General features: G+C 69.2%; 21 protein-coding genes and 1 tRNA gene. 11 read left to right on the forward strand and 11 right to left on the reverse strand.

Going from position 1 to position 22,350, the window contains the following annotated elements; translation table 11 throughout:
- Nucleotide 1: 1 nt before the first annotated feature.
- From Q7X29_RS10445 to Q7X29_RS10475, 7 genes are all read right to left on the reverse strand, one after another.
- Nucleotides 2–580, reverse strand: a complete 579-nt coding sequence (locus Q7X29_RS10445; RefSeq protein ID WP_316573921.1) for a DUF3558 domain-containing protein — start codon at nucleotides 578–580, stop codon at nucleotides 2–4.
- A gap of 138 nt (nucleotides 581–718) precedes the next feature.
- Nucleotides 719–1,228 (reverse strand): hypothetical protein, encoded by a 510-nt coding sequence (locus Q7X29_RS10450; protein WP_218721584.1) that lies wholly within the window; start codon nucleotides 1,226–1,228, stop codon nucleotides 719–721.
- A complete protein-coding gene (locus Q7X29_RS10455) occupies nucleotides 1,225–3,081 on the reverse strand; it encodes an alpha/beta hydrolase (RefSeq protein WP_316573922.1) in 1,857 nt (618 codons plus the stop codon). The genes Q7X29_RS10450 and Q7X29_RS10455 overlap by 4 nt, the downstream gene beginning before the upstream one ends.
- Nucleotides 3,081–3,371 (reverse strand): hypothetical protein, encoded by a 291-nt coding sequence (locus Q7X29_RS10460; RefSeq protein WP_218721587.1) that lies wholly within the window; start codon nucleotides 3,369–3,371, stop codon nucleotides 3,081–3,083. Before Q7X29_RS10460 ends, Q7X29_RS10455 begins: the two co-directional genes overlap by 1 nt.
- Nucleotides 3,372–3,499: 128 nt before the next feature.
- Nucleotides 3,500–3,949: a Fur family transcriptional regulator gene (locus Q7X29_RS10465; protein ID WP_218721588.1), complete on the reverse strand. Its 450-nt coding sequence runs from the start codon at nucleotides 3,947–3,949 to the stop codon at nucleotides 3,500–3,502.
- A gap of 4 nt (nucleotides 3,950–3,953) precedes the next feature.
- Nucleotides 3,954–4,304, reverse strand: coding sequence for an ArsR/SmtB family transcription factor (locus tag Q7X29_RS10470; RefSeq protein WP_218721590.1), 351 nt, complete (start codon nucleotides 4,302–4,304; stop codon nucleotides 3,954–3,956).
- An 11-nt stretch (nucleotides 4,305–4,315) separates the two neighbouring features.
- Nucleotides 4,316–4,564 (reverse strand): hypothetical protein, encoded by a 249-nt coding sequence (locus tag Q7X29_RS10475; protein WP_316573923.1) that lies wholly within the window; start codon nucleotides 4,562–4,564, stop codon nucleotides 4,316–4,318.
- On the opposite strand from Q7X29_RS10475, the gene Q7X29_RS10480 reads away from it, so the two are divergent.
- The gene (locus Q7X29_RS10480; RefSeq protein ID WP_378827429.1) at nucleotides 4,524–5,924 is read left to right on the forward strand and encodes a glycine--tRNA ligase; all 1,401 of its coding nucleotides are present in this window, start codon (nucleotides 4,524–4,526) and stop codon (nucleotides 5,922–5,924) included. The genes Q7X29_RS10475 and Q7X29_RS10480 overlap by 41 nt on opposite strands.
- A gap of 128 nt (nucleotides 5,925–6,052) precedes the next feature.
- A complete protein-coding gene (locus Q7X29_RS10485) occupies nucleotides 6,053–7,321 on the forward strand; it encodes a phthiocerol/phthiodiolone dimycocerosyl transferase family protein (RefSeq protein ID WP_316573925.1) in 1,269 nt (422 codons plus the stop codon).
- A gap of 9 nt (nucleotides 7,322–7,330) precedes the next feature.
- On the opposite strand, the gene Q7X29_RS10490 is transcribed toward Q7X29_RS10485, so the two are convergent.
- Both Q7X29_RS10490 and Q7X29_RS10495 read right to left on the reverse strand, forming a co-directional pair.
- Nucleotides 7,331–8,149, reverse strand: a complete 819-nt coding sequence (locus Q7X29_RS10490; RefSeq protein ID WP_218721596.1) for a MerR family transcriptional regulator — start codon at nucleotides 8,147–8,149, stop codon at nucleotides 7,331–7,333.
- A 45-nt stretch (nucleotides 8,150–8,194) separates the two neighbouring features.
- Complete coding sequence (locus tag Q7X29_RS10495; protein ID WP_316573926.1) at nucleotides 8,195–10,210, reverse strand: TPM domain-containing protein; 2,016 nt, start codon at nucleotides 10,208–10,210, stop codon at nucleotides 8,195–8,197.
- Between the two features lie 72 nt (nucleotides 10,211–10,282).
- Between Q7X29_RS10495 and Q7X29_RS10500 the strand changes: the two genes are divergently transcribed.
- The 4 genes from Q7X29_RS10500 (at nucleotide 10,283) to dnaG (ending at nucleotide 15,593) form a co-directional block, all read left to right on the forward strand.
- Entirely contained in the window at nucleotides 10,283–10,960 is a 678-nt protein-coding gene (locus Q7X29_RS10500) for an MBL fold metallo-hydrolase (protein WP_218721598.1), read from the forward strand.
- Nucleotides 10,961–11,680: 720 nt separating this feature from the next.
- The gene (locus Q7X29_RS10505) at nucleotides 11,681–12,373 is read left to right on the forward strand and encodes a YdcF family protein (RefSeq protein ID WP_218721600.1); all 693 of its coding nucleotides are present in this window, start codon (nucleotides 11,681–11,683) and stop codon (nucleotides 12,371–12,373) included.
- 6 nt (nucleotides 12,374–12,379) lie between these two features.
- Nucleotides 12,380–13,633: a deoxyguanosinetriphosphate triphosphohydrolase gene (locus Q7X29_RS10510; RefSeq protein WP_218721602.1), complete on the forward strand. Its 1,254-nt coding sequence runs from the start codon at nucleotides 12,380–12,382 to the stop codon at nucleotides 13,631–13,633.
- Between the two features lie 25 nt (nucleotides 13,634–13,658).
- The gene (dnaG, locus tag Q7X29_RS10515; RefSeq protein ID WP_316573927.1) at nucleotides 13,659–15,593 is read left to right on the forward strand and encodes a DNA primase; all 1,935 of its coding nucleotides are present in this window, start codon (nucleotides 13,659–13,661) and stop codon (nucleotides 15,591–15,593) included.
- Nucleotide 15,594: 1 nt separating this feature from the next.
- Here dnaG and Q7X29_RS10520 read toward each other — a convergent pair whose 3' ends face one another.
- A complete protein-coding gene (locus tag Q7X29_RS10520) occupies nucleotides 15,595–15,840 on the reverse strand; it encodes a hypothetical protein (RefSeq protein WP_218721605.1) in 246 nt (81 codons plus the stop codon).
- A gap of 214 nt (nucleotides 15,841–16,054) precedes the next feature.
- Between Q7X29_RS10520 and Q7X29_RS10525 the strand changes: the two genes are divergently transcribed.
- A tRNA-Asn gene (locus Q7X29_RS10525) sits at nucleotides 16,055–16,127 on the forward strand.
- Nucleotides 16,128–16,583: 456 nt separating this feature from the next.
- Nucleotides 16,584–17,786, forward strand: a complete 1,203-nt coding sequence (locus tag Q7X29_RS10530) for an FAD-dependent oxidoreductase (protein WP_316573928.1) — start codon at nucleotides 16,584–16,586, stop codon at nucleotides 17,784–17,786.
- Nucleotides 17,787–17,822: 36 nt separating this feature from the next.
- Here the strand turns inward: Q7X29_RS10530 and Q7X29_RS10535 are convergent, their stop codons facing one another.
- Nucleotides 17,823–18,332 carry a DUF1269 domain-containing protein gene (locus Q7X29_RS10535; protein ID WP_316573929.1) on the reverse strand — a complete coding sequence of 170 codons (510 nt, stop codon included), beginning with the start codon at nucleotides 18,330–18,332 and terminating at the stop codon, nucleotides 17,823–17,825.
- A 302-nt stretch (nucleotides 18,333–18,634) separates the two neighbouring features.
- Here Q7X29_RS10535 and Q7X29_RS10540 point away from each other — a divergent pair, with 302 nt between their 5' ends.
- From Q7X29_RS10540 to Q7X29_RS10550, 3 genes are all read left to right on the forward strand, one after another.
- Nucleotides 18,635–19,654, forward strand: coding sequence for a trypsin-like serine peptidase (locus Q7X29_RS10540; protein ID WP_218718962.1), 1,020 nt, complete (start codon nucleotides 18,635–18,637; stop codon nucleotides 19,652–19,654).
- An 11-nt stretch (nucleotides 19,655–19,665) separates the two neighbouring features.
- Complete coding sequence (locus tag Q7X29_RS10545; protein ID WP_316573930.1) at nucleotides 19,666–20,820, forward strand: S8 family serine peptidase; 1,155 nt, start codon at nucleotides 19,666–19,668, stop codon at nucleotides 20,818–20,820.
- A 304-nt stretch (nucleotides 20,821–21,124) separates the two neighbouring features.
- Nucleotides 21,125–22,345, forward strand: coding sequence for a serine hydrolase domain-containing protein (locus Q7X29_RS10550; protein ID WP_316573931.1), 1,221 nt, complete (start codon nucleotides 21,125–21,127; stop codon nucleotides 22,343–22,345).
- The last annotated feature ends 5 nt before the right edge of the window (nucleotides 22,346–22,350 follow it).

The raw sequence follows: 22,350 nt of genomic DNA on the forward strand, positions 1-22,350 counted from the left end.
CTCACGCAGGAAGGTTCTGAACCAGGCCTGAGCTCAGTCGACGAGCTTCTGGGCACGGAGCGAGGGGATTGTCCGCACTGACCCGATTCTGAAATCTGAACATCACCGATCCATTGGGCACCTCAACGGCAACGAAGCACGACAGATCATGGGACGCGCCGGACTGACGGAATTCGAGTGCCGCATGCGAGCCGACGGTCAAGGTTTCCCATTCGGAGAAGTCGCTGCGCGCACGCGATTCGGCGAGAGTGTGCTCCGACGAGAGGACTGCGAGGCTGTACTGCTTGCCAGGATCCATCCAGCTGCAGACCTTCCACCCCGTGAAGTCGACGCCCGCGACGTCCTTCTTCTTGCTGCCGACGTTCAACCCCACTCCGCTGATCGCCGAATCCGGCAGCGAACACGGATCCCACACCTTCGCCTCGGCATCCACCGAGGTCGGGCTCGCGGCCACGCTCACCCCGCTGGTCGTCGGCGCGGCCGTCCCGCTCTCGCCGCCCCCGCAACCGGCGACTACCAGCCCGAGGGCGGCGATGCCGACGGCCTTCCACCCATGGCCTCCCACTGTCATCTCGACCATCCCCTCCTGGTGTAGACAGCTGCGCGCTCTATTCCGAGCGATGACGGCTGTGCAGAGTCTAGTCGGAACCCGGATCTCGCGGCCGAGTCGTCCGACGGCCCGCGGTGCTGGGTCCAGCCGACCGTGCCGGTCGATCCGTCACTCCGCGGCGCAGGGGGACGTGGAGGCCATGATGAACCGGACCTCCTCGTCGTTCCTGCCCGCACGCGTCCGGGACGACGCGACCGAGAAGCCGCGGGAGTCCCGGTAATACCTGCTGACGGGGTCTTCGGCCGGATTCTGGCTGGGCACGAGGGTGAAGCCGCGGGCGGTCATCGCCTCGAGATTCGCCATCGCCTGATCGATGAACTCCTGCGAAGGGTTGAGCTCCTGCCGCTCGTACCGAGGGTGCCAGGGCGGTCCCGCCGACCGCAGCGAGTTCGGGTCGGTCCGACAGCCCGACCCCACATCGACCATGTCCGGTTCGACGGTGATCGGCTTCGGCCAGATGAGCTCGAAATTGTCGGCAACGATGGGGCGCGCGTCGGCCACGGTCAACCCGGTGGCGTCCTTGACCTGCTGATTGGTCGGACCCTCGGAGATCCAGCCGGAACACCCGGCGAGCGTGACCGCCACCATGGCTACGGTGGCAACCGTCATCGACTTCATTCGACATCGATCCTCGGGCCGAGGCCGGGGTTGTCCGTGATCTGCGGGTGTGCGTAGGGGTCGATCCGAATGCCCAGCGACGACGCAGCGCGAGCCGCGGCGGCCGCTTTCGCGGCGTCGAAGGCTTCCCTGCCGCCGTTGCCGTTGTCGCCCAATCCGATGTCGACCCAGTCCGTTTCGATCCCACGCTCGACGTAGCCGATGGCGTCGGTGCCCTTGATGACGCCGACGATGTTCTCGAAGGCCGTCGATCCCGCGTCGTCCCAGTAGTCGCCGTGCCCCTCGACGCCGAACACGACCTCGTTCGCGTGCTCCCCGGAACTGCCGCTGTAGAAGCCGGTATCCAGGCGGGTGACGCCGGGCACCTCGTCCGGATCCCCGCCCAGCACCTCGGATGCGTGCGGGTTGCCCGGCAGGTGTATACCGCCCGGAACAGTCAGTCCCCCTTCGGGATACGACTGCACCACCCCGATGAGGTCGCCGGGGGCCGTCATCGAATACCGCTGCACGTTCGGGTTCGGGTTGTTCCAGCCGGTGTCGAACACGCCGGTCCCCGCGGACGAGGCGTGCAGCACGCGATCCGCGCGCAGGCCGAGTTGCTCGGCGGAGCCCACGATCGAGCCGCCGTAGGAATGGCCGACATAGGTCACCGGCGTGCCCGGGGAATTCGCGCCCACCTCCCGGTCGATCTCGTGCCCGAACTCGACCAGCTTCGGCGCCATGTCGGCCGCGAACCGGGGACTCGGCGCACCGTCGTCGAGACTGGTCAGGCTCTGCGGGAAATCGCCTTCCATGTACAGGAAGACGGGGCTGTCGGTCCGGTCGGCGAGATTCCAGGCGGCGACGTGATTGGAGCCGGAACCGTTGAGGTTGGTGGAGGTGCCGGGTACGTACACGCCGACACCGGGCGAGCCCGCCTTCATCGAGCCCAGCATCTCGATCATCCGCCCGTTGCCCTCGGTGCTGAACATCACGAACTTGCGGTCGACCATGTCGAGCCGGGGCGTCGCGTTGTCGCCGGTCGCGGCGGCGGCCGTGGTGAGCGTGCCGGTGCCCTCGGGGTTCGGGATCGGCGCGAGCATCGCCTCGAGTTGCCTGACCCGTGATTCGTCGGGGTCCGGCTTCGCCTTCTCCGTCGTCAGCGCGTTGCGGATGTTGATCTCGTTGGCCTCGATCCGCATGCCGAACGGGACGCCGTTGAGATTGCCGAGCTTCTCCGGCGCGGCGATCACCAGCTGACGCTGTGCCTCCGGGCTCAGACCGGCCAGGTAGGTGGCCCGCTCGTCGGCCGACATCGCGGCCAGCTGGATCGCCACGGCATCGGGGTCGCGGACGGTGCCGTCGGCGAGGGTGATGTCGGGCTGGCCGTCGCGGATCGCGGTCAGGTCGGCGAGTGATTCCTTCAGGCGGGTACCGAGCCGGCTGTCCAGGCGCTCGATCTCGTCGAGGCCGCCGAACAGGTTGAGCTGGAAGACGCCCGCCGCGCCCTCCTGCTCGGGATCGGTGTGGGAGACCCGGCCGTCGGGTTCGACCTGGAAGCCCTGGTCGACGGCGAGCGTCCGCTGATCGAGGACGTAGGCGCGGGCATGCTGCAGGCTCCGATACGCGTCGTCGGCGTCGTCGGCGATCCGCAGCAGCACGGTGCGCACCTCGTAGCCGTGGTCGACCTCCTCGTCGATCCGCCGGCCCGCCGCGTCCCTGGTCCGGCCGTGCCAGCCGCCCGCCGTCGAGACGGCGCGTGAGCAGTCGTCGACCGCGGTGGACACCACATCGGCATTGGCGCGGGCGGTGTCGGCGGCGCGGTGCAGGCCGTCGAGATTCCAGCCGTCGAGCTGGGGGAGGGTCGGGCGCATCAGCGCGATCCCAGCTTCCCGATCTCGCCCGCGATCTCGGCATCCTTGGCCTGGATGTCGGCGGAGAACTTGTCGATCAGGCCGGCCAGGGTGGTGTATCTGGTCGCGATCGACGACATCGCCTGCTGGGCGGGATCGGCCAGGCCGCGGACGGTGGCCAGGACGTCACTGCCGTCGCCGGTGGCCTCGCTCATGGCGGTCCAGGCGAGCTCGCCGACCTCGTCGGCCTCCTGCCGCCACGTCGTCGCCAGCGCTGTCAGTTGATCGGGTTCGACACCGAGTGTGCTCACGATTGCCCCCTCCTTCGGCGCCGAGGCGGCCACGGGCCGTCGGTACCACCGTGCGGATCGGTCTCTTCGTGAAGGTTGGACGGAGCTGTCGAACCGAGGGTTCCATCATGTGATGTGAGTCACAAAAACTAGACCGTCGCGGTCTCGTCCTTCTGTGCGCGGGCGCGCGCGTCGACGCAGTCACGGCAGGTGCCGAAGATCTCCAGGGTGTGGCTGACCTCGGTGAAGCCGTGTTCGCCCGCGATCGTCGCAGCCCACGCCTCGACCGTCGGGCCCTCGACCTCGACGGTGCGGCCGCAGTGGCGGCAGACCAGATGGTGGTGGTGCCCGCTCGAGCACTGGCGGTAGACGGACTCGCCGGAGTCGGTGCGCAGCACGTCGACCATGCCCGCGTCGGCCAGCGACTGCAGGGTCCGGTAGACGGTGGTCAGGCCGATGCCCTCACCGCGCTTGCGGAGCTCGTCGTGCAGTTCCTGGGCGGACCGGAACTCGTCGATATCGCTGAGCAGCGCCGAGATCGCGCTGCGCTGCCGGGTGCTGCGGACTCCGACCTGCTTGCCGGAGGGATTGTCTGCCAACGGATTACCCTTCCTCGGCGTGGGCGACGGCGTCGACGACGATGTGCGCGAGGTGGTCGTCGACGAGTTCGTAGAGCACCTCGCGACCCGAGCGTTCGCCGTGCACGACGCCCGCCGACTTGAGGATGCGCAGGTGCTGGCTGACCAGCGGCTGGGTGACCCCGAGGGCGTCGACCAGCTCGTGCACACAGCGCGGCGACTCGCGCAGCTGCAGCACGATCGCGATCCGCACCGGGGCGGCCAGCGCGCGCAGCAGCTCACCCGCGTCCTCGAGTACCTGGCGCGCGGGCACCGTGGCGGGGGCGGGGGAGTGGTACGGGGTGTGCGCGTGTGCGGCCGTGGCATCGGTGGTCATCAACCAACTCCTTAATGGAAACCGATGCCATTTTGACATGCAGACGTGCGCATGTCGAACGTGACGCGCTGAGCTGGGGCGATCGGCAGTCGCCGGACGACCGTTTCGACGGTGAACCCGCCGTCGAGCGGCCGTCGGGGCGCTACTTCGCCCGTGCGGTGCACGACCGGTCGGCCGGTGCCGATACGCTTGTCGGCATACTTGTCCGACTCCCAAGGGATGGAGAAATCTCGCGTGGCACCCAAGTCGAAGGTGGACACCGTTGCCAACCTCGCCAAGCGCCGGGGCCTGGTTTACCCGTGCGGTGAGATCTACGGAGGCACCAAGTCGGCGTGGGACTACGGTCCGCTGGGCGTCGAACTGAAGGAGAACATCAAGCGGCAGTGGTGGCGCACCATGGTGACCAGCCGCGACGACGTCGTCGGTCTGGACTCCTCGGTGATCCTGCCGCGCCAGGTCTGGGAGGCCTCCGGCCACGTCGAGACCTTCTCCGATCCGCTGGTCGAGTCGCTGCACACGCACAAGCGCTACCGCGCCGACCACCTGCTCGAGGCGTACGAGGAGAAGCACGGCCACCCGCCGGCCAACGGCCTGGCCGACATCAACGACCCCGAGACGGGTCAGCCCGGCAAGTGGACCGAGCCGAAGAATTTCTCCGGCCTGCTCAAGACCTTCCTCGGCCCGGTCGACGACGAAGAGGGCCTGCACTACCTGCGCCCCGAGACCGCGCAGGGCATCTTCGTCAATTACAAGAACGTCGAGACCACCGCGCGCAAGAAGCCGCCGTTCGGCATCGCCCAGATCGGCAAGAGCTTCCGCAACGAGATCACCCCCGGCAACTTCATCTTCCGGACCCGCGAGTTCGAGCAGATGGAGATGGAGTTCTTCGTCAAGCCCGGCGAAGACGCCGAGTGGCACAAGTACTGGATCGAGACCCGCCTGGCCTGGTACACCGACCTCGGCATCGATCCCGACAACCTGCGCCTCTACGACCATCCCAAGGAAAAGCTGTCGCACTACTCGGCTGGCACCACCGATATCGAGTACCGCTTCCGCTTCCAGGGCAGCGAGTGGGGCGAGCTCGAGGGCATCGCCAACCGCACCGACTACGACCTGCGCACGCACTCGGAGCACTCGGGCACCGACCTGAGCTACTTCGATCAGGCCTCCGGTGAGCGCTACATCCCGTACGTCATCGAGCCCGCGGCCGGTCTGACCCGCTCGCTGATGGCGTTCCTGGTCGACGCCTACACCGTCGACCAGGTGCCCACCGCCAAGGGCACCACCGAGGAGCGGATCAGCCTGCGGCTTGACCCGCGCCTGTCGCCGGTCAAGGCCGCGGTGCTGCCGCTGTCGCGCAACGCGGACCTGACGCCCAAGGCCAAGGACCTCGCCGCGCAGCTGCGCAAGCACTGGAACGTCGACTTCGACGACGCCGGTGCCATCGGCCGCCGCTACCGTCGCCAGGACGAGATCGGCACCCCGTTCTGCATCACCGTCGACTTCGACACCCTCGACGATCAGGCCGTCACGATCCGCGAGCGCGACTCGATGGCGCAGGAGCGCATCGCCCTGGACAAGGTGGAGTCCTACCTCGCCACCCGCCTCCTCGGCGCCTGACACCAGACCGACGCAGAGCCCGTATCGCCACGCGCGATGCGGGCTCCTCGCGTTGCGGGGCGTGGAGGTGATCACAGTGCGTACCCGGCGGTTTGCGTCGCCCGGCCGCGTGCCTCACTCTTTCCGTTGTGCTGTGGGAACCGGAAGACGTGCTGCGGGGGCTCGACCCGTCGGAACAACGATTCGTTCGGCACGCCACCTTCACCGGGCGCTCGGTGACCCTGCGCGGTGAACTCGACGCGGCCGCCCTCGGCGCGGCGTTCGCGGCGCTGCAGCGCGCCTTCCCGATCCTGGTGTGCCGGATCGTCGAGGACGCCGAGGAGAACGGAATCCTGTTGCGTCCCGGGCACATCGAGCCCGTCGGCGCGTGGGTGAGTTTCGGCGAGCCCGACGAGGTCCGGATTCCCACCGAGTCGATGGATCCCGCCGCACAGCTGGGCTATCTGGATGTGGTGCTGGCCGAGGAGGATCGGGCCAGGGTCACCCTGTTCGTGCACCACAGCGTCGCCGACGCGGGGCACTGCGTGGAGCTGTTCGCGCGGCTGTGGGGGTATTACACCGATCACGTGGAGACCGGGTCGATCGCGGCCGGGTCACGGGAGTACCCGGTGTCGGTGGAGTCGCTGCTGGCGCAGCGGGGGACCGAACGCGGACCGCGCTCGGGACTGGAGACCGTCACCCGGCCGCTGGTCGTCGCCGACGCGGTGGGGCTCGTCGAGCCGTCGCCGCCCGCCACCCCCGCGCTGGCCAGGCCCGCGCGCATCCAGCTCGACCCGACCGAGACCGCCCGTGTGCTCGAGCAGGCCCGCACGCACGCGGTGAGTGTGAACGGGCTGGTCACCGCGGCGGTGCTGCGCGCGTTCGCGTCGGTCTACGACGTGACCCAGGTCGGCTGCGTCTACCCGGTCGACCTGCGCAGGCGAGTCGACCCGCCGCTCGCGGCGGCCGCGGGCACGAACATCTCCGGCCTCGCCGCCTTCACCACGGATGTCGTCGACACCGACGACCTCGTCGCCCTGGCCCGCCGGATCGGCACGCACCTGCACGACGACCTGGCCACCGGCGTGATCGAACAGTCGGTGCTGCATTTTCCCGACTTCTTCGGTCCCACCCGCGTCCACTCGACGGCCGGGCACATCGCGCTCACCAATACCGGCACGGTGCCCGCCTTCCGCGCTCCGGCGGGGCTGATCCTCGACGACTACGAGATCGTCTACCTGTCCGCGCATCCGCGGCCCTCGACCGGCGCCTCGGCGGCGGTCACGTTCCTGGTCTACACCTTCCTGGGCAGGCTGACCATCGGCAGACTCGGCGGCGGCGTGCGGGCCGCCGAACTGCTGTCGGCGGTCGCCGCCGAGCTGACCTGGCGGGCCGATCACGAGGCCGCGACCGCCTGAGGCCGACCGTCAGCGGGGCGCGAGCGGCTCCTGCAACTCGGTGACCCAGCCCGCGGGATCGGGCGTCCACGCCAGGGTGACCTCGCGGACCGGCGCCGCGGTGCGGTAGCCGTTGTCCTCCACCCAGCGGCCCAGCGCCTGCCACGCCGTGCCGATCCCGGCGACATCGCCGTGGTAGACGGTCGTGGCCGCCGTCGGCAGCGCGGGCAGGTCGACGATCGAGAATCCCGGCGCCGCTTCGGGTTCCACCGCGACCGGGATGCAGGCGTGCACCCCGACGGTGCCGTCCTCGCGCGCGTCGTAATAGGCGATCGCCGGTCCCGCGATCGCGATGCCGGCCTGCGCCAGCCGGTCGGCGAGATCGCCGAACAGCGGCTGGATCACCGGACTGATCGCCTGTGGCTCGAAACCCGCCGCCGATCCGGTCGATTCGGCCACCCGCACCGCGGCGACCGGCTTGAGCACCACCTCTTGTTCGGGCATGACGCCCTCCTTTTCGATGATTCGGAGTCTCGCCTCGACATCGGTCAACCGGGCGTGGTCGGCCGCGATCCGCTGCTCCAGCTCCGCCCGGCGCAGGGTGAGCATGCCGCGCAGTTCCTCCGGGGCAGGTCCCGGATCGAGCATCCGGCCCACCTGCTCGAGCGTGAAGCCGAGCTCCTTGAGCGCGACGATCCGGTTGAGCCGGGCCAGCTGCGCGGCCGTGTAGAACCGGTAGCCGGTGGCCGGGTCGACCCGGGCCGGCCGCAACAACCCCACGGCGTCGTAGTGGCGCAGCATGCGCACCGACACCTGACCGTGTCTGGCGAAATCTCCGATACTGAACATGACGTCTTCCGGTGTAGAACCTCACACGGTGTGAGGGTCAAGCACTCAGAATCGGCCACCCCGGCTGACCCGGCGCGACCCGGACGACCCGCCGTAGGAACCGGGCCGGTACCCGCCGCCGCCCCCGAAACCGCCGCCGCCCCGCCGGGTCGCGCCGCCGATCGAGCCGCGCAGGAAACCGTCGAGCAGGATGCCGCCGAGCACCGCCCCGGCCTGCGAACCGCCCGCCATCGGCTGTCGCGATTCCCACGCGCGCACGCTCGCCTGCGCCTGTTCCAGTGCCCGTCCACCCAGGTCGGCGGCGGTCTGCGCGCTGACCAGCGCGCGATCCGGCGCGGTGGCGGCGAGGCGGCGGGCCTCGTCGAGATGGCGCTGGGCCTCCGAGAGCCGGGTCCGCGCCTCGGCGTCGACGCCGCCGCGCCGGGTGGTGATGAACGAGGACGCGGCGTCGACGCGCCCGGCCGCGTCGGTGAGCGTCCGATCGAGCCTGCGTCGCAGATCCTCCACGGCGAGCTTGCGATCCGAGGCCGCCGCGATGGCCCGGTCCAGCTCGGCGTCGGCGGTCACGGCGTCGTGGAAGGCGCCGAGCGGATCGGCGTCGACCCCGGCGGCCGCGGTGTTCACCGTGGTGGTGGCCGCGCCGACGGCGGCGGCCAGTTCGGGACCGCCGTACTCGGTCAGGGCGGCCGCCGCGGCCAGGTCGGCGCGGAGTTCGTCGAGCGCGGCGGGCAGCCCGTCGCGAGCCTGCTGGATGTTCGTCGCGGCCTGGTCCACCGCGTCGAGCAGCGTGCGGGCTTGGCCGATCGCGCCCTCGGCCGCGCGGATCGCCGCGACCGCGCCGCCCTGCTGGCCGACCGGCCTGGTCAGCGCGGTGCGGGCGGTATCGATGTTCTGCTCGGCGAAGGTCATCCGTTCCGCCGCCATCCGCACGTTGTCGTGGATCGGCGCCAGCACCGAGGCCGGGTAGGCCGAATTCAGCCGGGCCAGTTCGGCTTCGGACGCGGGCTGGCGCGCGGTCAGGTCGACGATGTCGCGGGTCAGTCCGTCCAGCCGGGCCGGCGCGTCGATGAGCAGATCGCGCATGGCGTCGAAGTCGGTCACCTGGGTGTCGAGTTCACGGTCGGCCCTGCCCGCGGTGGAGATCAGATCGATCAGCATGCTGCGCTGCTGGTCCGGGGTCTCCGGGACGGCGTCGTCGAGCTGCTGGCGGATCGTGAACGCCTTCGCGGTGGCGGCGCGGGCGGCGTCGAGCGCGGTGCGGAACGGCGTCACGGCGGTCTCGCCGAATTCGCTGGTGGCCAGGGCCAATTCCTCGGCGCTGGTGCGCACGGCGTCGTCGATCTCGACGAGCCGTTCGCGCGAGAGCGCTTGCAGCGTCGGCAGCGATAGCTTGGCCAGCGCACCCGAATCCGCCGGATCGACCTCGCGGGCGGTGCTCAGTTCGGCCCGATCCTGATCGCGACGACGCTTGCGGGAGAACAGGATCAGCCCACCCGTGCCGACGACGACCACCAGCCCGATGCCGACCAGCCAGCCCCACGGCACGCTCGCGCCGCGCATCGCCGACCCGATGCCGTCGGCGGTGTCGATCCCGGCCTGCGCCCATTCGCGGTCCCGCAGATCCGGTTCCACCGTGCCGGCCAGCAGCGCGTCCAGCTCCCCGTCGCTGACGCCGTCGGGCAGGACGCCGTGGAGCCAGTAGCCGCGATCGTCCACGGCCACCGCCAACAGCAGATCGCGATCGGAGAACCCGGACAGCTCGGCAGTCCGCGCGGCCCAGTCGCGCGGCGCCATCGCGGCGAAGTTCCGCACGTAGATCACCCAGAGCTTCACCTGGTGGTCGCGGTAGAGCCGATCGACCGCCTCGAGCACCCCGGCCTCGTCGGCGCCGCTGAGCACCTCGGCGGCATCGACCACCTGCGGTCCCATCCGCGACGGCGGCTCGGCGGTCGCGCCCGGCGCGCACAGCAGGCTCAGCGCGGCGAACATCGCGCACAGCAGACCGGCCATGGCGCGTACCGGAACCGGACGTGGGGCCGAACTCTTCCTCGACTGCCGCATGTGTCGAATCTAACGGGCGCACGGCGACCACGCGGGTACGACGGCGCGCAGCGTGGCTTCTACGATCGGCGCATGGCCACAGTCGATCGCCTCTACACCGGACATGTCACCGCGAGCGGGGCCGCCCAGCAGCGGGATGTGCCCGGCGCCCGCATCGTGAAGATGTCCGTCGGCCCGATGGACAACAACACCTACCTCGTGCAGAGCACCGCCACCGGTGCCGCGATCCTGATCGACGCGGCCAACGACGCCGCCCGCATCCTCGAGCTGACCGGCCAGGAGACCCCGGGCCAGATCGAGTTGATCGTCACCACCCATCAGCACCCCGACCACTGGCAGGCGCTGTCCGAGGTCGCCGGCGCCCTCGGCGTCGCGACCGCGGCCCACCCCCTCGACGCCGCTCCGCTGCCGGTGCAACCCGACCGCCTGCTCGCCGACGGCGACACGGTCCAGGTCGGCGATATCGTCCTCGAAGCGATCCACCTGCGCGGCCACACCCCCGGCTCCATCGCGCTGGCCCTCGTCGACGGCGCGGGCCGGGCCCACCTCTTCACCGGCGACTCCCTGTTCCCCGGTGGCGTCGGCAAGACCCACCACCCGGCCGACTTCGACACCCTGCTCACCGACGTCACCACCAAGCTGTTCGACCGCTTCGCCGACGACACCGTCGTCTACCCGGGCCACGGTGACGACACCACCCTCGGCGACGAGCGTCCGCACCTCGCCGAGTGGCGCGAACGGGGCTGGTGAGTCCGACGGACAGAAAAACGGCACCTGGCCCGGGCCATGATGCCGTTCCTCCGACGGTTCTGACGCCGCCGACTCCTGACGGTGGGTTACACCGCCGACCCGATGCCGGCCATGGGCATCGCGAGCAGGATGGACAGTAGATCAGGCTGTCGGCCTGCCGACAACGCCCCGGCCAGCAGATTCTTGGCGGGTCATGCGACTCCGGATCGCGATGGTGGGGGGTCGCGCGGAGATCTCTGAGGGCAACCTCCTTCGAGGAGCCGTTGGTACGAAAACGAGGGTTCGCGCAACAGAGGGATGCTTGTGGAACCTGCGTGCTCCCGGTCCAGGGGGACCGGGAGATGCCGCCCGCCTGGCGGACGACCAGTGGGAGGGCTACCCGGTTGACCAGACCGCCCAACTCGGTGTCCTGGTGTCGTCGCAGGGCACCAATCCCAGTACACGCCCCTGACCAGGCGATTGTCGAGTGGTTGGACTACTCGAATCGGTGTCGCGTCCGCTGTCCGCGGTGGGGTCAGTGCGCCGCGAAGGCGGGTCCGGTCAGGGTGAAACCCAGATCCGAGGCGTAGGCGGACACCGTCCACTGGTCCGCTCGATGGTCGACATCGCCGCGCGCCTGGACTGGACCGGCGGTCGCGCCATCGGTAGTTCACCGGACCGGAATCCGGTGGTGACCGCTGGCATGATCGGCGGTCGGCCCGACCTGGCAGACTGATCAGGATGAAATCGGGTTTCCCGCGAACGGCCGCACCTGCCCCGGATGCTCGGCGCCCGCACGGGCTCGCGTCGTCGGTCTCGCGGTGGATCGGCCGGATCATCGCCGGGGCGGTGCTGATGGGGGTGGTGCTCGTCGCCGGAACGGCCTTCCGGGTGTGGCAGGTCGCCCGGATCGACGACTACACCAACGCCGACGCGATCGTGGTGCTCGGCGCCGCGCAGTATTCGGGCACCCCTTCGTCGGTGTTCGAGGCGCGGCTGTACCAGGCGTGGCGGCTCTACGAAGCCGGTGTCGCGCCCCGGGTGATCACCGTCGGCGGCAAACAGGAGGGCGACCTCTACACCGAGGCAGCCTCGGGCAAGCGCTACCTCGAGGACAAGGGCGTCCCCAGCGCGGACATCCTCGCGGTGGAGACCGGATCGGACACCCTGCGCAGCGTCGAAGCGGTCTCGACCGCCATGCAGGCGCGCGGGATGTCATCGGCCGTACTCGTCAGCGATCCGTGGCATTCACTGCGGACCAGGACGATGGCTCGCGACGCCGGATTGGACGCGTGGACCGCGCCGACCCGCACCGGACCGGCGGTCTACACCAGGGAATCGCAGTTCCACGGCATCGCCCGCGAGACCGGCGCGCTGCTCTGGTACCAGCTCACCCATTTCTCGGCAGACTTCTCTTACACGGCGGGACAGTGAGATTCGATGACCGACAGCTACACCCCGCACGACCGGGAACGGATGGTTCACGAGCCGGGCAAGACGGCCTGGCCGGGCGCCGCGGACAAGGGCCACCGCAGTGAGTTCTCCCGCGACCGAGCCCGCGTGCTGCACTCCGCGGCGCTGCGCCGTCTGGCCGACAAGACCCAGGTCATGGGCCCGCGCGAGGGCGACACCCCGCGCACCCGGCTCACCCACTCGCTCGAGGTCGCCCAGATCGGCCGCAGCATCGCCGACGGCGTCGGCGCCGACCCCGACCTCGTCGACCTGGCCGGCCTCGCCCACGACATCGGCCACCCGCCCTACGGTCACAACGGCGAACGCGCCCTCGACGAATTCGCCGACGCATACGGCGGTTTCGAAGGCAACGCGCAGAACCTGCGCATCCTGACCCGCCTCGAACCGAAGGTTCTCGACCCCGCCGGAGACAGCGCCGGCCTCAACCTGACCCGCGCCGCGCTCGACGCGACCCTCAAATACCCGTGGGGCAGAAGCGGTTCCGGCACCAAGTTCGGCGCCTACGAGGACGACCTCGAGCGCCTGGCCTGGGTCCGCAAGGACGCGCCGGACCGCAAGCAGAGCCTGGAATGCCAGATCATGGACTGGTCCGACGACGTCGCCTACTCGGTGCACGACGTGGAGGACGGCGTGATCGTCGGCCGGATCGACCTGCGCGCCCTGGCCGACCCCAGCGAACAGGCCGCCCTCGCCGAACAGGGCCACGGCCAGCATCCCGACCAGTCGATCGACGCGCTCGCCGCCGCCGCGCAGCGGCTGTCCGAACTCGACGTCGTCGCCGACGCGGTGGACTACGACGGCACCTTCGCCGCCTCGGTCGCGCTGAAGCGGCTCACCAGCGAGCTGGTCGGCCGGTTCGCGACCGCCGCGATCGCCGCCACCCACGAGCGCTACGGGCCGGGCCCGCTCCTGCGCTACGAGGCCGATCTGATCGTGCCGCCGATCGTGGCCGCCGAGGTCGCGGTCCTCAAGACCGTCGCGCTGCGCTATGTGCGCTCCGACCGCGGCCACCTGGCCCGTCAGCAGACCCAGCGCGAGCGGGTGCAGGCCGTCGCCGACCGCCTGCTCACCACCGCGCCCGCCCACCTGGACGACCAGATGCTGCCGTGGTGGAACGCCGCCACCGACGACACCGCCCGGGTGCGCGTGGTGATCGACCAGATCGCCTCCTACACCGAGAGCCGCTTCGAGCGCGTCGCCGCCTCGCTGGACTGCCGCTGAGCGGACCCGACTAGACTCACTCATCGTGGCCGGACGAATCCCAGATCGCGATATCGCGGCGATCCGTGACCGGGTCCGGATCGAAGATGTCGTCGGTGAGTACGTGGCGCTCAAGCGCGCGGGCGCCGACTCGATCAAGGGCCTGTGCCCCTTCCACGACGAGAAGTCGCCGTCGTTCCATGTGCGGCCCAACCACGGCCTGTTCCACTGCTTCGGCTGTGGCGAGGGCGGTGACGTCTACAAGTTCCTGCAGCAGATCGAGCACATCGGTTTCGTCGAGGCCGTCGAGCAGATGGCCGACCGCATCGGCTACCAGATCAACTACGAGGGCGGCGGCACCTCGGTCCAGCGCGACCGCGGCACCCGCTCCCGGCTGGTCGCCGCCAACGCCGCCGCGCACGAGTTCTACGTGGCGCAGCTGCGCGAACCCGAGGCCGAGACCGCGCGCAAGTACCTGACCGACCGCAACTTCGATGCCGCCGCCGCTCAGCAGTTCGGCTGCGGCTACGCCCCGGGCGGCTGGGACGTGCTCACCAAGCACCTGCTGCGCAAGGGCTTCGAGTTCAAGGAACTGGAAGCGGCCGGGCTGTCCAAGCAGGGCAAGCGCGGCCCGATCGACCGGTTCCACCGTCGGCTGCTGTGGCCGATCCGCAACCTCGGCGGCGAGGTGATCGGCTTCGGCGCGCGCAAGCTCTTCGACGACGACACCATGCCCGGCAAGTACGTGAACACGCCGGAGACGTTGCTGTACAAGAAGTCCCAGGTGCTCTTCGGCCTCGACCACGCCAAGCGTGAGATCTCCAAGGGGCACCAGGCCGTCGTCGTCGAGGGCTACACCGACGTGATGGCCATGCACCTGGCCGGGGTGAAGACCGCCGTCGCCTCCTGCGGCACCGCCTTCGGCGAGGAGCACCTGCAGGTGCTGCGCAGGCTGCTGATGGACGACAACTTCTGGCGCGGCGAGATCATCTACACCTTCGACGGTGACGCCGCGGGCCAGGCCGCCGCCCTGAAAGCCTTCAGCGGCGACCAGCGGCTGGCGGGCCAGACCTACATCGCCGTCGCCCCCGACGGCCAGGACCCGTGTGAGCTGCGTCAGCACTCCGGTGACGCCGCCGTCCGCGACCTGGTCGCGCGCCGAACCCCGCTCTACGAGTTCGTGATTCGCGGTCTGCTCGCCGAACACAACCTCGACGATGTCGAGGGCAGGGTCGAGGCGCTGCGCCGCACCGTGCCCGTGGTGGCCCAGATCAAGGACAACGCGACCCGCAAGGGTTACGCGACCAAACTGGCGGGCTGGGTCGGCTGGGACGACATCCAGCTCGTCGTTCGTCGCGTCGGCGAGGAAGCCAAGAAGAACCGGATGGGCGGCACCGCCGGTGCGGGCGCCAAGCAGGCGGGCAAGTCCGGCGGCGAGCAGTTCGCCGCGCCGCGGGTCGAGGAGAGCTCGGTGCGCCCGGCGCCCAACGATCCGGTGCTGCTCGCCCAGCGTCAAACCCTCAGCGCCGCACTGCAATACCCCGGCATCGCGGGTGTGGTCTTCGACTCCATCGACACCGCCGCGTTCACCCACCCGGCCTACGTGGCGCTGCGCATCATGATCGCGCAGGCCGGTGGCACCGCGGCCGGCCTCGGCGGCGCGGAATGGGTCGCGGCTGTCGCCGACCACACCGACGACCTGATGACACGTGCCCTGGTCTCCGAGCTCGCCAACGAGCAGCTGCCGGTGCGGTCCCAGAACGACATCCCGCGCTTCATCACCGGCGTCATGGCGCGCACCCAGGAGGCCTGGGTGGGCCGCCAGATCGCCGAACTGAAGTCCAAGCTGCAGCGGCTGTCGGCCAGCGAAGAGCCCGACACCTACATGACCCTGTTCGGCGACCTGGTCGCGCTCGAGCAGTACCGCAAGAGCCTCGCCGCCCAGGCGATGGGCAGCGAGGGCTACGCGGCCGGCGCCTGAGTCAGCGGCGCAGCTGGTTGTGTGGGATCAGCACCGTGGTGCGCTCGTCGATCGGCTCCATCGGCTCCAGCTTCGGCTGCGTGCTCAACTTGTCCGACAGCTTCTGCCGGCTCACCGACACCAGCTTCCTCGTCACCGGGCTCCCCGCGACGGCCCGCGTCGCCGCACTGATCTGCTCGTAGCGCGCGCGCCCGGCCTTGGTGCCCAGCACATAACCGGCCGCTACGCCGATGATCAACCGCAGCATCTCCTGGAGCTCCTCCCACGTCTGTGTGCGGGCTCCATCCTGCCCCAGCGGCCCCACCCCTGTCGATCCGGCCACCGTTCGTCGGCACATCGTTATACGCCGCATGTCCGCAGGTAGCGGCCCGATTTGGGAACCTGCGATGCCATGCGCTAAAGTTTCATCTCGGTCAGCCCGCCAAGGCAGACCGCCTGAGTCTAACGGTTCAGGAGAGTATTCCCCTATAGCTCAATTGGCAGAGCAGCCGACTGTTAATCGGCAGGTTTCTGGTTCGAGTCCAGATGGGGGAGCATTACCAAAAAGGTCAGGCACGGTTATTGTGCCTGACCTTTTTGCGTTTGCGAAGAGCAACCATAGTGCGCCAAGATTCTCTGCTCGCACTCGGTGGCGTCAACCCGTCTGGCAATGCGGGTCGCTCGTTTCGCGAGATCTGGCCGCCCGGAGTCTTCCGACCCGGCGGCGGATTCCTCGCTGAATCTCACTGCCCGCAGCGCGTTGGACGTGCCAGGTGGCGACGATCAGGTTGCTGCGGGAGGTGGGCTCAGCGGGGTCGAGGCGGGCCATGACACGAATGAACTTGTGTACTAAGAGGTTTCACGGGCTTCAACTCCTCGTCGTTGCGGGATGTCGGCCGAACTGATCGTCAACTAAAGGTTGACGATAGCCCACGCGTCAACTACTAGTTGACGCATGGCGAGAGTTCGTGAGTAGTGCTCGCCGACAGCACATCGAACCGAGGAGCGGCAATGGAAGCCATCGACAGCGCAGCGCACCGGCAAGCCGAGTCATCGGGCAGACGGGCGACGGTCATCGGGGCAGGGATCGCCGGGCTGGCTGCCGCGGTGCGATTGCGGCAGGAGGGCTGGGATGTCGTCGTGGTCGAACGTGCGCCCAGTCGGCGCAGTAGCGGTTACCTGGTGAACCTGCACGGGCCCGGGTACGCCGCTGCCGAGCGGCTCGGGTTGCTGCCGGCGTTGACCCCGCGCGATATCGGCTTCTTCACCTCGGTCCTCGTCCACGCTGATGGGCGGGAGAAACTCAGGATTCCCGCCGCCGTCACCGAGGCCGCCGTCGGGGGCCGGGCCTTGAGTGTGTTCCGCGGTGATGTGGAGTCGGCACTGTATGACGCCGTCGCCGAGTTCGCCGATATCCGTTTCGGCGTCACGGTGCGGGCCATTACCCAGACCGCCGGGGAGGTCGACGTCACCCTCAGTGACGACACCCGCCTGCGCAGCGAACTCCTCGTCGGCGCGGATGGCGTGCACTCCCGGGTTCGAGAGCTCGTATTCGGTGCCGAGTCGGAGTATTTCGTGGACCTGGGCCATATGGTCGGCGCATTTCCGCTGGAAACCTCGCCTGTCCACCTGCCCGACGGTGTCGGCACCACGTTCATCGGTCCCGGCCGCACGGGCGCGGTGATGAACCTGGGGCCGGGAAGGTCGTCGGCGTTCTTCGCCTATCGCTGCCCCGACCCTGCCGCCGAACTCGCTCTCGGCGCCGCCCCCGCCCTCACCCGAGCGTTCGGGGATCTCGGCGGCGGTGTCGCCGAGGCGCTTCGTCAGCTCGAGCCCGACACCGCCTACTTCGATTCCGTCGGCCAGATCGTGATGGACCGCTGGAGCCAGGGCCGCGTCGTCCTGGTCGGTGACGCGGCTTGGTGCGTAACGGTCTTCGCCGGGTACGGCGCCGCCCTCGCCCTCGACGGCGCCGACCGGCTCGGCACCGCGCTCGCGGCACACGGCGACGATATCCCCGCCGCCCTCGGTGCCTGGGAAACGGCGTTGCGGCCCGAGGTGGACAAGCGACAGGCGTTGGCGCGGAAGGGAATCAGCCGGTTCGCCCCGGCATCACGCGCACAGGTGTGGGCGGGCGAAATGATGCTGCGCGCAATCCAGCTCCCCGGCATCCGCGGCTTGGTCCGACGCTCCATCCAACGCGCCAACAACTAGCCGCCGGTTCCGGCCGGACGGCGGACGATCGGCGCGCTAGAGCCCCTTCAAGGCCTCCTGCAGCGCCCGGTCGATGTCTTCGGGCGCGACCCCGAGCTCCTCCGCGACTTCCTTCTCGGCCCTGGTCACCGCCTTCTCGATGGCTTCTTTGACCTTGAGTTCACCGATGACGACGAGGCCGGCTTGGCCGGGGTCGATGAAGTCACCGAGTTCCTTGACCTTCGAGCGGGACATGCCCCGGGCGAGGTGGCCGCTGACGCTTCCGATCACGCCGCCGACGGCGGCCGAGGCGAGGACCCCGGGCGGGAAGATCACTCCGAGTACCGCGCCTGCGGCGATACCGCCCCAGGCGCCGTGGCGGGTGGCGGTCTCATCCTTGTTCTCGTGCACCTTGCCCTTGGCGTCCTTGGTCACCACCGCCGCGTCGTACGATCCGACCAAGCCCTCGGCGTGCAGGTCCTTGACGACCTGGTAGTCCTGTCGAGCCGTGGCTTCGTCCGGATAGGTCGCGAGATAGAGGAATGTTTCGTCGTCGGTCTTGGACATCGTGTTCTCCGTTCCGATAGGCGGTCGGTCGACCACGAAGCCAGGGTTCTCCGTCGACTTCGGCCGGTCATCACCCGTACCGGATGAGATAGCGAAACCCCTCGTCGGATCGACGTCGATGCGGGCCGTCGTCGCTGCGTCGCCAGCTGGGCATGTGCAGGACGCAGGTAGTACGCCCGGGAATTGGGGTAGCCGTGTACTCGCGTCGGCCGGTTCACCTCTTCGTACGTTGAGAGCGGCACACAATCCGCGGCTGACGTGGCGATGGGCATCGGAAGCCGCTCGGAAAACGAGGAGTCCGCATGTCTACCGCCATGACCACATTGACATCGCCCAAGGGGAAACCGCTGACGCTCGTCGGTGATGCGAGGGTGTCGCCGAACTCGGTGTATCCGCGCGTCGAACCGCCGTACGGGGACGAACTCGGCTCCGTTCTCGAGATGTCGGACTACGAGCTCGCCGAAGCGCTGCGGCCGGTGATCTTCAACGACGGCAAGGAATACACGACCGACGCGCCGAACACCTCGTTCGTCGAGCTGCTGCGGGCCGACCGCGATCGGCGCACGTCGTCCTACACCGCGCTGCCGCGCTCGGAGTCCGAACACATCGACGCCAAGTCGCTGCACGCGTTGTCGGGCATCATCGGCACCGACAACCGTGTCGTGCGCCGTGACAACACGGTGTATCCGATGAGCACGGTCACCTACCTCGCGCTGCCGGGCGGCGGATACGCCGGGTCAGGGACGATGGTCGGGCCATCGACCGCGGTGACCGCGGCGCACGTGGTGCACAACGGGACGAACTGGCTGCCGTTCGCGTCCTTCGCGCCCGGTACCGATCGTCAGGACCCCACCCCGATGCCTTTCGGCAGCCACGGCGGCTACAACGTGACGGTGCCCGGGGGCTGGGTCAACAACGCGGGCGGTGACGCGCGATTCGATTACGCCGTCATCGAGTTCTCCGGTTACGGGGACTTTCCCGGCCGGGCCTCGGGGTGGAAGGGGCTGTGGGTCGCGCCCGACAACGTGGTGACCGGCAACCGGATGTATCTGTACGGACATCCCAGTGACAAGGCGCAGCCGCAGATCTGGGGCAACGAAGGCAACGGGCTGCTCAACGGCCAGTACATCAACTTCTTCATGGACGCGTGGTACGGCGACAGCGGTTCCGGCCTCTACGTGTACGACACCGACGGCTGGCCCTACGTGGTCGGCGTGCTCCGCGGGGCCGCGGGCGCGATCGGTGACAACTCGAAGCCCAATTTCGGCCGTCGGATGACGCGCGACGTCTTCGACTTCATCGTCGAGTACTCGGCGCTGTAGGAGGAATCATCATGTCCGACATCATCTCCGCCGAGCCGGAAGCCGGCGTCGCGTTCGACACGGTCGTCCCCGTCGAGAAGCCGTTGCAGTCCGACCTGTCGGTGCTGCCCGAACTGCTCGAGGTCGATCTGCTGGTGCGCGCGGCCGAGGCGCGGGCCAAGTTCAACGTCGACGGAACCGGCATGACCGTCGCCGTGCTCGATACCGGGCTGCGCACCACCCACGTCGATTTCGCCGGTCGGGTCCGGGCGAGCCGGAACTTCACCACCGACAACAACGGTTCGCCCACCGACGCGACCGACGGCCAGGGGCACGGCACCAATGTCGCGGGCATCATCTGCGCCGGCGGCGTGCACACCGGGATGGCGCCGCGCGCGAACGTCGTGCCCGTCAAGGTGCTCGACAACTCCGGTGGCGGTAGCTTTCTCGCGATCCGTGACGCGCTGCGGTGGGTGCTGGCCAATCGGGCGGCGCTCGGCATCTCCGTGATCTGTATGTCGCTCGGCGCTTCGGACAACAACACCTCGGACGCGGGTTTCGCCGGTGACGGCATCGGCGCGGAGTTGCGCAAGCTCACCGACGCCGGGGTCGCCTGCTGTGTCGCGGCGGGTAACGACTACTTCGGGCACAGCAGCGCCCAGGGGATGAGCTACCCGGCGATCTTCCGTCAGACGATCAGTGTCGGCGCGGTCTACGACGCCGACGAGGGATCGTTCAGTTACGGATCCGGGGCGACCGCCCTGTCCACGGCGCCGGACCGGATCACGCCGTTCTCGCAGCGCCTGCACGCGACAGCGGGGGGCGACTGCGCGACCGACATCTTCGCGCCCGGCGCCCCGACGACCTCGTCGGGGATCCGCAACGACACCGGTGAGTCGATCCAGCACGGCACCAGTCAGGCCACCCCCGTGGTCGCCGGCGTCATCCTGCTGGTGCAGCAACTGCATCTGCGGGCGACCGGGACGCTGCCCTCGGTCGCCGATGTCCGCAAGTGGCTGCTGGCGGGCGCGGTGCCGATCGTCGACGGTGACGACGAGCACGACAATGTCGTCCACACCGGGCAGACCTTCAGCCGGATCAGCGCGCTCGGTGCGCTCACCGCGTGCGCGAAGGACGTCGCGCGGACCGCGCTGATCGAAGCGGGCATCGACCGTTCGCGGGTCTGAGGACCAGGAACGCCGATCGTTCGGCCGGGCGCGGGTTCGACCCGCGCCCGGGCGCCATCGGCGGGCTGTTCTTCGAGCCCGCGAGCCGGGCCGGCGGCGAAGCGGCGCGGTCCGAGGTCGGTTGGTCTCCTGAGACAAACTTGTTAAGCGAAATTCTCCGGAGGAGAGGAATGTGAGCAGGCGGGTATCGAGGTGGTGACGTGGTCTCGAAATGCCTGTTGATCTCCGGTAACGTAAACACTCCGACTGGTTGCGGACAGTGCTCCGGAATCCGTCTGTCAATGGTGACATGTGAGGTTTTCTAATGCGTGGAGCATCGTCCGGGCCGCAGGCCACCGCGATTCGCGGGAGCGCCGCACCCCAGTTCCGGGAGGCTATCGACCGGTTCGGGCGGCTGTTCGACGGCGGGCGCGGCGGTGGTGCGCTGGCGGTGTACCAGCACGGACGGCGGGTTGTCGACGTGTGGGCCGGGTGCGCGGATGCCGCGGGCACGGTGCCGTGGCAGGAGAACACCGCGGCGTTGTCGTATTCGACGTCGAAGGGCGTCACCTCGACGGTGCTGCATATTCTGGCCGAACGCGGGCTGGTGGACTACCGGGCGCCGGTTGCGGAGTACTGGCCGGAGTTCGGCGTGAACGGCAAAGCGAAGATCACCGTCGCGGAGGCGATGAGTCATCGGGCCGGGCTGTCGCGGATCGGCGTGTTCGCCCATACCGCCGATGAACTCGCCGATCATCGGTTGATCGAGGAACGCCTCGCCGCCGCCGCACCGGACCGATTCCGCGGAATTCCCGCTTACCACGCGATTTCGTACGGAACCATCATCGCGGGCATCGCCAGGTCGGTGACCGGCAAGAGCATGGGCGAGCTGTATCGCACGGAGCTGGCCGAGCCGCTGGGTGTCGACGGTCTGCACCTCGGTGCTCCCGGCCCCGACGCGCGCACCACCGTGGCCGTGACGCACGGATCGACAACGCCGCTCGGAATTCCGCAGGCCGAGATGATGATTCGGCTCGCCTCGCGTACGCCGGTGCCCGGCGCGGGCTTCCTGCGGTCGATCTACACCCAGGGCATCGACCGCCTGGCCCACGGCGCCGACCCGGCCATCCTCCGCGGTGAACTGCCCGGCGCGAACGGTGTGTTCACCGCGCGCTCGCTGGCCGCCGTCTACAACGCGATCGCCACCGAGTCGCCGCTGTTCTCCCGCAAGCGGGTGCGCACCATGGCGCGGCTGCAATCGGTACTGCCCGACCGAAATCTCCTGCTGCCGATGGGCTGGCGGCTGGGCTACCACTCCATGCCGGTGCCGGGTGCGCGAAACGCGTTCGGGCACATCGGTTTCGTCGGTTCCGGCGGCTGGGCCGATCCCGCGTCGGGGCTGGCCGTCGGGTTCGTGCACAACTGGGCGCCGGAGGCACTGTTGCTGCCACGCGACCAGTTCGTCCTGCTCGGGCTGCTGGCCGCGGTGGTGCGCGGCGCGGGCGCCGAAGCCGGCGATCCGGTCGAGCTGCCGTTGGCGGTCTGACCCGT

The organism is Nocardia canadensis, from assembly GCF_032656385.1.
Lineage (GTDB): Bacteria > Actinomycetota > Actinomycetes > Mycobacteriales > Mycobacteriaceae > Nocardia > Nocardia canadensis.

Bases quoted from the DNA above. Each gene is read 5' to 3' on its own strand.
- Q7X29_RS10540 (WP_218718962.1), top strand. From the start codon at position 18,635: ATGTCTACCGCCATGACCACATTGACATCGCCCAAGGGGAAACCGCTG.
- Q7X29_RS10450 (WP_218721584.1), bottom strand. From the start codon at position 1,228: ATGAAGTCGATGACGGTTGCCACCGTAGCCATGGTGGCGGTCACGCTC.
- Q7X29_RS10480 (WP_378827429.1), top strand. From the start codon at position 4,524: ATGGAGAAATCTCGCGTGGCACCCAAGTCGAAGGTGGACACCGTTGCC.
- Q7X29_RS10530 (WP_316573928.1), top strand. From the start codon at position 16,584: ATGGAAGCCATCGACAGCGCAGCGCACCGGCAAGCCGAGTCATCGGGC.
- Q7X29_RS10495 (WP_316573926.1), bottom strand. From the start codon at position 10,210: ATGCGGCAGTCGAGGAAGAGTTCGGCCCCACGTCCGGTTCCGGTACGC.
- Q7X29_RS10490 (WP_218721596.1), bottom strand. From the start codon at position 8,149: ATGTTCAGTATCGGAGATTTCGCCAGACACGGTCAGGTGTCGGTGCGC.
- Q7X29_RS10500 (WP_218721598.1), top strand. From the start codon at position 10,283: ATGGCCACAGTCGATCGCCTCTACACCGGACATGTCACCGCGAGCGGG.
- Q7X29_RS10550 (WP_316573931.1), top strand. From the start codon at position 21,125: ATGCGTGGAGCATCGTCCGGGCCGCAGGCCACCGCGATTCGCGGGAGC.
- Q7X29_RS10505 (WP_218721600.1), top strand. From the start codon at position 11,681: ATGAAATCGGGTTTCCCGCGAACGGCCGCACCTGCCCCGGATGCTCGG.
- Q7X29_RS10535 (WP_316573929.1), bottom strand. From the start codon at position 18,332: ATGTCCAAGACCGACGACGAAACATTCCTCTATCTCGCGACCTATCCG.
- Q7X29_RS10455 (WP_316573922.1), bottom strand. From the start codon at position 3,081: ATGCGCCCGACCCTCCCCCAGCTCGACGGCTGGAATCTCGACGGCCTG.
- Q7X29_RS10510 (WP_218721602.1), top strand. From the start codon at position 12,380: ATGACCGACAGCTACACCCCGCACGACCGGGAACGGATGGTTCACGAG.
- Q7X29_RS10520 (WP_218721605.1), bottom strand. From the start codon at position 15,840: ATGCTGCGGTTGATCATCGGCGTAGCGGCCGGTTATGTGCTGGGCACC.
- Q7X29_RS10445 (WP_316573921.1), bottom strand. From the start codon at position 580: ATGGTCGAGATGACAGTGGGAGGCCATGGGTGGAAGGCCGTCGGCATC.
- Q7X29_RS10470 (WP_218721590.1), bottom strand. From the start codon at position 4,304: ATGACCACCGATGCCACGGCCGCACACGCGCACACCCCGTACCACTCC.
- Q7X29_RS10545 (WP_316573930.1), top strand. From the start codon at position 19,666: ATGTCCGACATCATCTCCGCCGAGCCGGAAGCCGGCGTCGCGTTCGAC.